Source organism: Pseudomonas asplenii (assembly GCF_001293465.1).
In the GTDB taxonomy this organism is placed as follows: domain Bacteria; phylum Pseudomonadota; class Gammaproteobacteria; order Pseudomonadales; family Pseudomonadaceae; genus Aquipseudomonas; species Aquipseudomonas fuscovaginae_B.
In genome coordinates this window covers 79986-93094 of sequence record NZ_JSYZ01000028.1, presented here as the reverse complement: position 1 = coordinate 93094, position 13109 = coordinate 79986, and the positions used below count along the sequence as shown (strand labels likewise).

The window sequence follows — 13109 nt, the reverse complement described above, 5'->3', positions numbered from 1 at the left end:
GCAATGACGCCCAGGTGAAGATTCGCGGTTTCCGGGTCGAACTGGGCGAGATCGAAGCCCGCCTGGCCGAGTATCCCGAGGTCAGGGAAAGCGTGGTGCTGTGCCGCGAGGATGTTCCGGGCGACAAACGTCTGGTGGCTTATATCAGCTCGACCGGAGAGTCGATCCCGGCGGAGGCGCTGCACAGCTACCTGCAAGGTTTGTTGCCCGAGTACATGGTGCCGGCGGCCTACGTGCAACTTGATGCCTTGCCCCTGACCGCCAACGGCAAGCTGGACCGCAAGGCGTTGCCGGTGCCGGATGCCCAGGCGCTGGTCAGCCGCGGCTACGAGGCGCCGCAAGGCGAGGTCGAAAGCCGATTGGCGGCACTCTGGGCCGAACTGCTCAAGGTCGAACGGGTGGGGCGGCATGACCACTTCTTCGAACTCGGCGGTCATTCGCTGCTGGCGGTGCGACTGGTCAGCCAACTGGCTGCCGTCGGCTTGTCCCTGTCGCTGGCCGAGTTGTTCCAGCACGCGACGGTCGCGCAGTTGGCTGCCCTGCTGGGCAGCCGGGCCGAGCCCGCAGGGGTTGAGCAAGTGGTGCCGGTACGCACCACCGGCAGTCAACGGCCGTTGTTCCTGGTACACGAGTTCACCGGCCTGGACCTGTATTTCCCGACCCTGGGCCAGCATATCGACAGCGATATCCCGGTCTATGGCCTGCCTGGCGTTCCCCTCGGGCAGCCGCAGTTGCAGACCCTGGAATGCCTGGCGAGCCGTCTGTTGAACCTGATGCGCAGCGTCCAGCCGCAAGGGCCTTATCGTCTGGCCGGCTGGTCGTTCGGCGGCTTGCTGGCCTACGAGATCGCCATCCAGTTGGAAAGCCTGGACGAGGAGGTGGAGTTTGTCGGCCTGATCGATACCTACATGCCGCGCCTGGTGGATCAGGGCCGCGAGCGCTGGAGTCCGCACAGCGCGCATCGCCAGCATCTGCTGGAACGCTGTGAATCGTTCTGGAATGCCCAGGGGGTGAGCGAGGAAACGCTGGCGGCACTGGACGTGGTGCGTTCAAGGCTACAGGACTTCGATTTCGAAGGGCTCCTGCAACATTGCCGCGAGCAGGGCGTATTGCCGCCGGAACTCGCCGTGTACGAGGCCGAGTCTCTGTGGCGGTACCTGGATCGCGAGGTGGCCCACGGGCATGCCCAGGCCCACTACACCGTGTTCCCCACCAGCGTACCGGTGCACCTGTTCACCGCCACCGAGCTGGCCCACGATGCCGTGCCTCATGACGGTTACCTGGGGTGGGACGCTGTGCTGCCGCGCAGCCAGCTGCAGCGTATCGAGGTCGCAGGCGATCACCAGAGCCTGATGCAGGCACCGCATATCCAGGGCCTCGCAGGGGCGCTCAATACGGCGTTGGCTGCGCTGGCCGGGCGTTCGGCGCCAGTGCGCGCCAAGCACCAGCCGTTGCTGACGATCCAGGGCGGGCGCGGCGATCACACGCCGGTGTTCTGCGTACCGGGGGCCGGCGACAGCGTCACGGGCTTTATCGGCCTGACCGACGCGTTCGGTGCGCATTGGCCGATCCATGGCCTGCAACCGCGCGGGCTGGATGGCCGCACGGTGCCGTACGGTTCGGTGGAAATTGCCGCCGAGGCCTACCTGCGGGCGATCGACAGTGTGCAACCCGAAGGACCGGTGCACCTGCTCGGCCATTCCTTCGGCGGCTGGGTGGTGTTCGAGATGGCCCTGCGCCTGGCGGCGCGGGGGCGCGAGGTGGCCTCGTTGACCCTGGTCGACAGCGAATCGCCAGGCGGCAACGGTGTGGTCGGCAGGCCCTACACGTCGATCGGTGTGCTGGAACGCCTGATCGAGACCATGCAACTGGCAGCGGGCAAATCGATGGAAATCGACCGGGCCGCCTTCGAGGCACAGGGCGATGCCGGTCAATTGCAGCTGTTGCATGCCGGCATGGTTCGCGCCGGGCTGCTGCCGCAACGCTCGGCACCGGACTCGATGCGCGGACCGGTACGGGCCTTCGGTTCGGCCTTGCGCACCCGTTACCAGCCGTCGGCGGTCTATACCGGCCCCGTGCGCCTGGTGCTGGCCGATGACCCGGTGCTGGACGCGGCGGGCAACCAGCGCGAGCAGCAGGCCATGGTCAACGGCTGGCGGCGTTGTGCCCCGGACCTCACCGTATGGCGTGGGCCGGGTAACCATTTCACCATCCTCAAGGCGCCACATGTGCAGCATCTGGCGAGCTGGTGGCGAAGCTTCCATTAACCCAACCTCTTGAAATCCGGCGGCGAGGTCGCCGGGTCAACCTCCAACGCATTCGTGGCTTTCTATGAAAAAGTTGAAGTTTCGCAAAGTGGTAATCGTGACAGTGCTGCTGGTCCTGGCGGCGATCGTGTTCTACAGCGTCCAGGCACCGGCCAAACCGCCGGAGTATCTGACCGCCAGTGTCGAACGCACGGACATCGAGAACTCCGTCCTGGCCAGCGGGGTGCTGCAGGGCATCAGGCAGGTCGATGTCGGCGCGCAGGTGTCCGGCCAGCTCAAGTCCCTGAAGGTGAAGCTGGGCGACAAGGTCAAGGAGGGCCAGTGGCTGGCGGAAATCGACCCGGTGGTGCTGCAGAACGCCCTGCGCCAGGCGCAGGTCAATGAACAGAACCTGACCGCGCAGAAACAGGCGGCGGCGGCGCAGCTCAAGGATGCCAAGTCCACCTACGAGCGCTACAAGCAATTGCGCGAGGACGATGCGATTTCCAAGCAGGACTTCGAGACCGCACAATCGAACTTCGAGGTCCGGACCGCCAACCTGCTGTCGCTGGAGGCCCAGATCAGGGATGCGCGGATCCAGGTGGAAACCGCCAGGGTCAACCTGGGCTACACCCGTATCGTCGCGCCCATTAGCGGCGACGTGGTGGGCATCGTCACCCAGGAAGGCCAGACCGTGATCGCCAACCAGCTGGCGCCGGTGATCCTCAAGCTCGCCGACCTGGACACCATGACCATCAAGGCCCAGGTCTCCGAGGCCGACGTGATTCATATCAGCCCGGGTCAGGAGGTGTATTTCACCATTCTGGGGGATGTCGACAAGCGCTACTACGCCAAGCTGAGGGGGACCGAGCCGGCACCGCAGAACTTCCTGGAAACCCAGACCGCCGGTACGCCCAAGCAGAATACCGCGGTGTTCTACAACGCCTTGTTCGATGTGCCGAACCCCGATCACCGCCTGCGCATTTCCATGACCGCCCAGGTGCATATCGTGCGTGACCGGGCCAAGGAGGTACTGACGGTGCCGGTCGCGGCCCTGGGCGAGAAGAACAAGGACGGCACGTTCCCGGTGCGGGTACTCGACGCGCAGGGCCAGGCCCAGGTGCGCAACGTGCAGACCGGCATCAACAACAATGTCCGGGTGGAGATCAAGACCGGCCTGGCCGAGGGTGACAAGGTGGTCATTGGCGAGCCGTCCGCGACACCTGCGGTAGCGGGGGCCTGACCATGAGCCGGCCTCTGTTGGAACTCAAGGGGATTACCCGCCGTTTCGTCGCCGGCGAGAAGGACTTCGTCGCGCTCAAGGACATCAACCTGACGATCAATGCCGGTGAACTGGTGGCGATCACCGGCGCCTCCGGCTCCGGCAAGTCGACCCTGATGAACGTGCTCGGCTGCCTGGACCAGGCCAACACCGGCAGCTACAAGGTCGACGGGCGCGAAACCGGCAGCCTGACGGACGATGAGCTGGCGCAACTGCGTCGCGATCACTTCGGTTTCATTTTCCAGCGCTATCACCTGTTGCCGCACCTGGCGGCCAGCCAGAACGTGGAAATGCCGGCGGTCTACGCCGGCACCGGTGAGAGCAGGCGCAACAGCCGTGCCCATGAACTGCTTGAACGCCTGGGACTGGCGGCGCACCTGGAGCACCGCCCCAACCAACTGTCCGGTGGCCAGCAGCAGCGGGTCAGTATCGCCAGGGCCCTGATGAACGGCGGCGAAATCATTCTCGCCGACGAACCCACCGGGGCCCTGGACAGCGCCAGCGGCAAGGAGGTGATGAAGATCCTGCTGGAGCTGCATGCGGCCGGGCACACGGTGATCCTGGTCACCCACGATGATAAGGTCGCTGCCCATGCCGAGCGTATCATCGAGATCCGCGACGGCGAGATCGTCAGTGACCGGCCCAACCCGAATCGTCCGGTGGAGGGCGGGAAAACCGCGCAGCGCCCACCGGCCAAGCCCCGGCAGGGCAACCGCCTGATGGCCGCTCTCGCACTGTTCCAGGAGGCTTTCGTGATGGCCTGGGTGGCGCTGATCTCGCACCGCATGCGCACCTTGCTGACCATGCTCGGGATCATCATCGGCATCACTTCGGTGGTGTCGATCGTGGCGATCGGCGAGGGGGCCAAGGAGTACGTGCTCAAGGATATCCAGGCGATCGGCAGCAACACCATCGAGATCTTCCCCGGCAACGACTTCGGCGACAACAAGGCGGGGTCCATCGAAACCCTGGCGCTTTCCGATGTGGCGGCCCTCAACAGCGAGTACTACATCGACAGTGCCTCGCCGAACATCGGGCGCAGCCTGCTGGTGCGTTACCGCAATATCGATGTGACGGCGACCGTCAGCGGGGTCAGCCCCAGCTACTTCCAGGTGCGTGGCATCAAGATGGGCCTGGGGGTACCGTTCAACCAGGATGACGCCCGGCGCCAGGCCCAGGTGGTGGTGATCGATCACAACACCCGCATCCGCCTGTTCGGCGCCTCGGCGGACCCGCTGGGCCAGGTGATCCTGGTGGACAACCTGCCGTGCACGGTGATCGGCGTGACCGAGGACAGGAAGAGCATTTTCAACACCAGCAAGAGCCTGAACATCTGGATGCCCTTCGAAACCGCTTCCGGTCGCGTACTGGGCCAGCGCTTCCTGGACAGCATCACGGTGCGGGCCAGGGACGGGCAGCCGAGCAAGGTGGTCGAGGACAACATCAACAAGCTGATGGAAAGGCGTCACGGCACCAAGGACTTCTTCACCTACAACCTCGACAGCGTCATGCAGACCGTACAGAAGACCAGCCAGTCGCTGGCCCTGCTGTTGTCCTTGATCGCGGTGATTTCCCTGGCGGTGGGCGGTATCGGCGTGATGAACATCATGCTGGTGTCGGTGACCGAACGAACCCGCGAAATCGGCATCCGCATGGCGGTGGGGGCGCGCCAGTCGGATATCCGCCAGCAGTTCCTGGTGGAGGCGGTGATGGTCTGCCTGCTCGGCGGGATCATCGGCATCAGCCTGTCGTTCGGGATCGGCTATGTGTTCTCGCTGCTGGTCAAGGAATGGAAGATGGTGTTCTCGCTCAGCTCGATCGTCACCGCCTTCATCTGTTCGACGCTGATCGGCATCGTGTTCGGCTTCGTGCCGGCGCGCAATGCCGCCCGGCTCAACCCGATCGAGGCATTGGCACGCGATTGAGCGAACCGCAGGAGCTCGCGCGGCTCCTGCCCGGCGCCCCGGAATGTCCCCATTTCCCATGCCAGACAGGCCACTGTCGCTGGGGTTAAATGCAGGCCACGAAAGGGCGATGTGGCAGGGCGGGCGCGGTTCCCGTGCCCGTCCCCGTATTGACCCGATGTCCTCATTTCCCCTGACACCTGTGCTCGGAGTCTGCGAGAGCGTTATGCCTATCGCCAAACCTGCTGCCCGCTTGCTGCTGCCCGTGCTGTGCGCGGCGCTGCTGGGCGGCTGCACCCTGGGTCCGGACTACCAGCGGCCACAGGTGAAGGTGGCGAGCCGCTGGTATGCGCCGCTGCCCCATGGCGCTTCGGTGGTGGGGCTGGACGACTGGTGGCGGCAGTTCAACGACCCGGCACTGGCGGCGCTGCTGCGCCTGGCCGAGGCCGACAGCCCGTCCCTCGACCAGGCGTTGGCCCGCATCGCCCAGGCCCGTGCGACCCTGGACGGCAGCCTGGCCGATGGCCGGCCGCAACTCAACGGCGGCTTGAGCAAGGCGCGGGCCGGCGTCAGCCAGCGTGCCCTGAACAAGGTCGGCAGCACCTCCGGGGCGACCCTCGATGCGAGCTGGGAACTGGACCTGTTCGGCAAGCTGCGCCGCAGCGACGAAGCTTCGCGCCATCTGCTGCAGGCCCGGGTCGATGACTGGCATGACGCCAGGGTATCCCTGGCGGCTGAGGTCGGTGATGACTTCGTGCAGTACCGCGGCTGTCAGCTGTTGGTCAACGCCTACCGCGACCAGGCGCAATCCCAGGAACAGACCGCGCGCCTGACCCGGCTGTCGCACCAGGCCGGTTTCACCTCTGCCGCCGATGCCGCACTGGCCGATGCCAGTGCCGCTGCGAGCCTCGCAACCCTGACCAATCAGCAAAGCGCCTGCGATGTGCTGCTCAAGAGCCTGGTGGCCCTGTCCGGCAGCAGTGAGGACAAGGTGCGTGAAGTGCTCGGCGATCTGCCGCCGCGCCTGCCGGAGCCGGCCTTGCTGGATGTGCGGGAAGTGCCCGCCAACCTGGTTCGCCAGCGTCCGGACCTGGCCGCCAGCGAACGCGAACTGGCGGCCGCCAATGCGCAGATCGGAGCCGCCCAGGCCGACCGCCTGCCCAGTCTTGGCCTGGTCGGCTCCTTGGCCGTGGGCACCACCACCGGCCAATACAGCCGAACCTGGAGCCTGGGGCCGCAGCTCAGTGTCCCGCTGTTCGATGGCGGCAAGCGGCGGGCGGCCGTGGACTCGGCCCGGGCCGGCTATGACTCGGCCCTGGCAACCTATCGGCAGACCCTGCGCACGGCCGTGCTGGAGGTCGAACAATCGCTGGTGCGCCTGGACGCCGCGCGCCGCTCGGAGGCCGATGCCCGGCGCGCCACGCAAGGTTACGAGGCGTATTTCCAGGCCGTCGATCGCAACTGGCAGGCCGGCAATGCCAGCCTGCTCGACCGCGAGCTGGCGCGCCGCTCGGCGTTGTCGGCGCAAATCGAACTGATCACCCTGCAACAGAACCAGGTGCGCTACTGGATCGCCCTGTACAAGGCCCTCGGCGGCGGCTGGCAGGACCGCGACGAGCTGGCGGGCGAAGTGCCGAAGCGGGGTGGGGCATGAGGCTGACGGCAGGCCATGGCCTGCTGGCACTGGCTGGGCTCGCGCTCTCGGGATGGCTGCTCTTCGGTCGCGCCGCGCCGGCACCGGCGGCCACGCCCGTGGTGGCTACCAGCCTGAGCGTCGAGGCGGTGCAGCCGCGCCGTGAAGACTGGCCACAGGTGCTGGTGGCCAGCGGAGCCCTCGCGCCCTGGCAGGAGGTGCTGATCAGCGCCGAGACCGGCAGTTTGCGCATCGCCAGCCTGAACGCCGATATCGGCGACCGGGTGCGCAAGGGGCAGGTCCTGGCCACCCTGGCCGATGCCAGTGTGCAGGCCGACGAAAACAAGCAGAAAGCCGCGGTGGCCCAGGCGGCCGCACAGTTGCAGGAGGCACGCTCCAACGAGCGGCGCGCGGCGGTGGTCGGGCAGAGCGGCGCCTTGTCGGAGCAGCAACTGGAGGAGTACCGGGTCAAGGTACAGACCGCCGAGGCCAATCTGGCGTCGGCGAACGCCGATCTGCGCAGCACCCGCATCCGGCTCGCGCAGACCCGTATCGTCGCCGTGGACGATGGCATCATCTCCGGGCGCAAGGCTTTGCTCGGCGATGTGGTGGCCGCCGGCAGCGAATTGTTCCGGATGATCCGCGCCGGTCGCGTCGAATGGCAGGCCGAACTCGATGCGCGGCAGTTGCCGCAGGTACGCGCCGGACAATCCGCCGAGCTGGAACTGCCGGATGGCACGCAGGTGCGGGGGCGGGTGCGCCTGGTTGCGCCGGTGCTGGACAGCAAGACCAGCCGCGCGCTGGTCTATGTCTCCTTGCCCGGCGACTCATCGGCACGGGCCGGCATGTATGCCAGCGGCCGCATCGAGCTGGCCGACCGCGCGGCGCTGACCGTTCCGGATACCGCCGTGGTCCTGCGCGATGGCCGCTCCTATGTGTTCGTGCTGGGCGAGGACATGCATGTCACCCAGCAGGGGGTGGAAGTCGGGCGCCGGCGCGGGCGGGCCGTGGAAATCGTCGCCGGGCTGACCGAGCAGGCACGGATCGTGCGCAGCGGAGGCGCCTTCCTCAGCGACGGGGCCAGCGTGACCCTGGTCCACAAGGCGGACGAGCGATGAACATCTCCGCACTGTCGATCCGCTACCCGGTACCGGCGGTCATGCTGTTCGTGCTGCTGACCCTGTTCGGCGTGTTTGGCCTGGATCGGCTCGGCATCCAGGACTTTCCGGACACCGACCTGCCCACGGTGGTCATCAGTGCATCGCTGGAAGGGGCGGCGCCCGAACAACTGGAAACCGAGGTGGCGCGCAAGCTCGAAGACAAGCTGACGTCGCTGCGTCTGCTGCAACATGTGACGACCTCGATTACCGAAGGCAGCGTCAGCATCAACGTCACCTTTGCCATCGACAAGGACGGCAACGAAGCCCTCAACGAAGTGCGCAACGCTGTGGACAGCGCCAGGGCCGAATTGCCGGCGAGCCTCGACACGCCGTCGGTGTCGCGCCTGACCACCAATACCTCGGCGCTGCTGACCTACGTGGTCGATGCCCCGCGGATGAACGAGCAAGCCTTGTCCTGGTTCATCGACAATGAATTGAGCAAGCACCTGCTGGCCGTGCGGGGCGTCGCCAAGGTCGTCCGGGTCGGCGGGGTGGATCGGGAGATCCAGGTCGACCTCGATCCGGCCATGATGGCAGGGTTGGGGCTTGGCGTGACGGACGTGGCCGCTCGCTTGCGGGCGATGCAGAAAGACAACTCCGGCGGCCAGGGCGATCTGGGCAGCGGCCAGCAGGCCCTGCGCATCCTGGCGGCGATCGACGACCCGGCGCAGCTCGGCACCGTTCGCCTGCCCACCGGCGATGGACGCATGGTGGCTCTGCAGCAACTGGGCTCGGTCCGCGATACCCATGCCGAGCGCAGCACCCGGGCCTTTCGTGACGGCAAGCCGGTCATCGGCTTCCAGGTGATGCGCTCCCTGGGTTTCTCCGATATCGGGGTGACGGCGGATGTGCGCCGCGCGATCGACGAATTCGACGGCCAGCATGCGGATATCCGCATCGAAGAGGCGAGCAACAGCGTCGCGCCGGTGCTGGAGAACTATCGCGGCTCCATGACCCTGCTGTACGAGGGCATGCTGCTGGCCGTACTGGTGGTCGGCTGGTTCCTGCGTGACTGGCGGGCCACCCTCGTCGTGGCGACCGCGCTGCCGTTGTCGATCATTCCCACCTTTGGCGTGATGTATTTTGCCGGTTTCACCCTCAATACCATTTCCCTGCTGGCCCTGGCGCTGGTGATCGGCATCCTGGTGGATGATGCCATCGTCGAAGTGGAGAACATCGCCCGGCACCTGCGCCTGGGCAAAAGCCCGCGCCAGGCGGCGATCGAGGCCTCCGACGAAATCGGCCTGGCGGTGGTGGCGACCACCGTGACCCTGGTGGCGGTGTTTCTGCCCACGGCGTTCATGGGCGGGATATCCGGCAAGCTGTTCCGCCAGTTCGGCGTGACCGCCAGCGCGGCGCTGCTGTTTTCCCTGCTGGTGGCGCGCATGCTGACGCCGATGATGGCGGCCCATGTGCTCAGGGCCAGGTCCCATGTAGAGCAGGATGGCGGCTTGATGATCCGTTACCTGGGCTGGATCCGCACCAGCCTGAGCCGACGCCGGACCACCATGGCCCTGGTCGGCCTGCTGCTGCTCGGCTCCCTGGCGCTGATCCCACTGTTGCCCACCAGTTTTCTGCCGGCCCAGGACAATGCGCGCAGCACCATCAGCCTGGAACTCGTGCCCGGCAGCAGCCTGGAGCAGACCGCCGCCATGGTCTTGCAGGCCGATGCCCGCCTGCGCACGATTCCCGAGGTGGCGCATGTTTTCGCCGCGGTGGGCAGCGGCGATATCTCCGGCGGCGGCAATCGCAAGGCGAGCCTGACGGTCGACCTGCTGCCACGCGACGAGCGCGCCCTCAAGCAGTCCGCGGTCGAGGCGAAGATGCGCGAGGCGCTGCGCAGCCTGCCCGGGGTGCGAGTCAATGTCGGCGGCGACCGCAGCGGGGAACGCCTGGACATCGTCCTGGCCAGTGACGATGGCGACCTGCTCGAACGCACCGCCAGTGCCCTCGAACCCCAGTTGCGCCAACTCAGGGGGATCGGCAACGTGACATCGAGTACCGCGGTGCAACGGCCGGAGATCCAGATGCGCCCCGACTACGTGCGCGCAGCCGAGCTGGGTATCAGCAGCCAGGACATTGCCGACACCTTGCGCATGGCAACCTATGGCGAATATTCATCGTCCCTGGGCAAGGTCAACCTGTCCCAGCGTCAGGTCGACGTGCGGGTTCGCATGCAACCGCAGGTGCGCACCGACCTGGAGCGCATCGCCCAGTTGCGGGTCAGGGGCCACGACGGCCAGGTTGCGCTGGCATCCCTGGGCGAGATCGGCATGGGCAGCGGGCCGGCGCAGATCGACCGGCTGGACCGCCTGCGCAACATCACCCTGTCCATCGAACTCAATGGCCGCAATGTCGGCGAAGTGATGGATGAAGCCCGGCAACTGCCGGGCCTGCAGCACCTGCCCGGGCAAGTGAAGCTGGTGGAGCAGGGCGAGCTGCAACTGATGAGCGAACTGTTCGGCAATTTCAGCCTGGCCATGGCCGTCGGCGTGTTCTGCATCTACTCGGTGCTGGTGCTGCTGTTTCATGACTTCATGCAGCCTTTCACCATTCTTTCGGCCTTGCCTCTGTCGCTGGGCGGCGCCTTGTTGGCCCTGCTGCTGGGTGGCATGAGTTTTTCCATGGCGTCGGTCATTGGGCTGTTGATGCTGATGGGGATCGTGACCAAGAACTCGATCCTGCTGGTGGAGTACGCAATCATGGCCCGCCGGGACCAGGCCATGCGTCGCCACGACGCCTTGATCGATGCCTGTCACAAACGCGCCCGGCCGATTCTGATGACCACCATCGCCATGGGCGCGGGAATGTTGCCGACGGCATTGGGCTGGGGCGGGGAATCGGGCTTTCGCCAGCCGATGGCCGTGGTGGTGATTGGTGGCCTGTTGGCTTCGACGGTCCTGAGCCTGCTGGTGGTGCCGGTGATTTTCACCTATGTCGACGACGGGCTCGAAGGGATCAAGCGGCTTGTGCGTGTACCCCGATAGGCGGAATGGACCGCCATCGAGGTGCTTTCAATAACCGGGAAATGGATTCAGAGGGCATTTTGCAGCGTGTTGGAACTCTCCGGGGCAGCCTTGGCGTCGGCCGAATGCATCCAGCGGATCAGCGAACGGCGACCGCCGATGCCCATCTTGATGGAGGCGCGCTTGAGGTAGCTTTCCACGGTATTGACCCGCAGCGCCAACTGCTCGGCCAATTCCGGAGCGGTGCGCCCGGCGAGCAGGCCGACGCAGACTTCGGTTTCCCGGGAGGACAGGTTCACGCCGAACATTTCCAGGCGTTCGAGGAAGCGCTGGCGCAAGGCATCCAGACCGCTGCCATCCAGCTCCTCGGTCGCCGAAAGGTCTTGGGGGTGGCTCGGTGTCGGCAACAGGGCCTCGACATGTTCGCCGATTATCGGCAGCAGGACGCAGGAAAACTCCTGGAGGAACGCACATTCCTGCGGGGAAAAACCTGGCGATGGCGCGGGGCGGTAGAGGGACAGGGCGTAGCAACGACTCCGGGTACGACAGATCAGGTGCAGGTGGTTGGGGCGGGTGTGCAAGGTGGAGGCGTGTTGGCAGCAGGTCAGTTCGGTTTGCGGCCACGCCCCGACAGCGTCATCGACGGGCGGCGCGGGCCATTTGACCGCAGCGGCGTTCATCAGGGTATCGGTGCAGATCGGGCTGATGCCCACGCCGCCGATGCTCGAACTGGTCGGATCGGCGGTATCGAGGCGCAGTTCGGTGATGTGCGTGGCATCGACCGGCAGTTGTGCCGTGATCAGGTCATGCAGCATGCGCGGAAAATGACGATTGCCAGTACTGGCAATCACCTTGCCGACAGAGGGGAAAAGCCATTGCAGATTCATCAGGTCTCCATTTTGCTGTTGGGCACAACCGCAGGGCGCCGCCCAAGGTTCCATGAGATTTTTCGGGTACGTATCAGTGGGTCGAGGTCATCAGTTGGCTGGGGCTGGGTGAACGCAGTGCGCCGTCGTCGAAAGTCCGCAGTGCGGCCATGGGTGGCGGTCTTTCGGTCAGGCGTTGCACATGATTGATCCTGAGTATTCGGTGGTAGATGGCAGGCGTGCATTCCAGCGTGCCGTAGATGACTTTTTCGCCTTTGCTGCCTTGCACGACATTGCGTCGGGCGACCGTCCAGCCGGAGCGTTTTAGAACTTTCTCCATCAGGGCGTCGACAATGACTTCATAAGTACCGATTTCTTGAGTGGAGGCGAACTGCAACATGGCCAGGAACAGCGCGACGGTGCGCAGGTCAACTTTGGCTTCGGTAAAGCCGCTGTCCGAAGTGTCGCTGTTCAACAAGGCAAAGCGACTGGCTTCCCAGCAGTCGATCAAGTTTGGCCTGGAGCGATCATCGCTCAGGACGAAGTTCAATGCACCACAGATCAGGGTCGGTTTATAGGAGGGGCGAAGTCTGACACAACCGGTCACTTGAACGCCTTTGTGAGTATAGAGGTAGAGGGCATCGTCATCGTCGTATTCGTCGAATTCATATTCACTGCCGCAGTAGCTTGCAATATGCCACTTGCGTCGATCGATAAAGGCGGCCTTACGAATACTGAGTATTTGCTCTAATACATGGGAGGGGAGTTCGGAGTAGCTGGCGACAGCGACATGCACCTTGGAAAAAATATAAGAGGTCCAGGAAAACAGGTACGAGTGAGGGGCATAACCAATCATAAATGCGTCGCGAGGAGGAGATAGATGCATATTGTTATTGATCCCGGGTAAGCGCGGCAACTGTACTTAAGTGCAGCTGCCGGCTGAAGGAGAACTGCTGTCTAATTACCATCGTCCGAATACCGAGCTCGCCGCTCATTATCAGGCTCGCACCGATCGCATGACGGAATTTACGATTCTGTGACAGCGATCACGA

At 65.0% G+C, this 13109-nt stretch carries 8 protein-coding genes; 6 read left to right on the top strand and 2 right to left on the bottom strand.

From position 1 onward, the window contains the following. The 6 genes from PF66_RS29285 to PF66_RS29260 form a co-directional block, all read left to right on the top strand. A partial coding sequence (locus PF66_RS29285) for a non-ribosomal peptide synthetase (RefSeq protein WP_152973106.1) occupies positions 1 to 2267 on the top strand: 2267 nt, incomplete at its 5' end. A gap of 64 nt (positions 2268 to 2331) precedes the next feature. After that, positions 2332 to 3489, top strand: a complete 1158-nt coding sequence (gene macA / locus PF66_RS29280) for a macrolide transporter subunit MacA (protein WP_054064595.1) — start codon at positions 2332 to 2334, stop codon at positions 3487 to 3489. 2 nt (positions 3490 to 3491) lie between these two features. Continuing rightward, the gene (locus PF66_RS29275; RefSeq protein WP_054064594.1) at positions 3492 to 5453 is read left to right on the top strand and encodes a MacB family efflux pump subunit; all 1962 of its coding nucleotides are present in this window, start codon (positions 3492 to 3494) and stop codon (positions 5451 to 5453) included. 205 nt (positions 5454 to 5658) lie between these two features. Next, positions 5659 to 7086, top strand: coding sequence for an efflux transporter outer membrane subunit (locus PF66_RS29270; protein WP_054064593.1), 1428 nt, complete (start codon positions 5659 to 5661; stop codon positions 7084 to 7086). Further along, entirely contained in the window at positions 7083 to 8183 is a 1101-nt protein-coding gene (locus PF66_RS29265) for an efflux RND transporter periplasmic adaptor subunit (RefSeq protein WP_054064592.1), read from the top strand. The genes PF66_RS29270 and PF66_RS29265 overlap by 4 nt, the downstream gene beginning before the upstream one ends. Beyond that, positions 8180 to 11212: an efflux RND transporter permease subunit gene (locus tag PF66_RS29260; RefSeq protein WP_054064591.1), complete on the top strand. Its 3033-nt coding sequence runs from the start codon at positions 8180 to 8182 to the stop codon at positions 11210 to 11212. Before PF66_RS29265 ends, PF66_RS29260 begins: the two co-directional genes overlap by 4 nt. Before the next feature lie 47 nt (positions 11213 to 11259). Here the strand turns inward: PF66_RS29260 and PF66_RS29255 are convergent, their stop codons facing one another. Both PF66_RS29255 and PF66_RS32410 read right to left on the bottom strand, forming a co-directional pair. Continuing rightward, a complete protein-coding gene (locus PF66_RS29255) occupies positions 11260 to 12078 on the bottom strand; it encodes a helix-turn-helix domain-containing protein (RefSeq protein ID WP_054064590.1) in 819 nt (272 codons plus the stop codon). A 73-nt stretch (positions 12079 to 12151) separates the two neighbouring features. Further along, a complete protein-coding gene (locus tag PF66_RS32410) occupies positions 12152 to 12913 on the bottom strand; it encodes an acyl-homoserine-lactone synthase (protein ID WP_160320672.1) in 762 nt (253 codons plus the stop codon). Positions 12914 to 13109 lie beyond the last annotated feature (196 nt).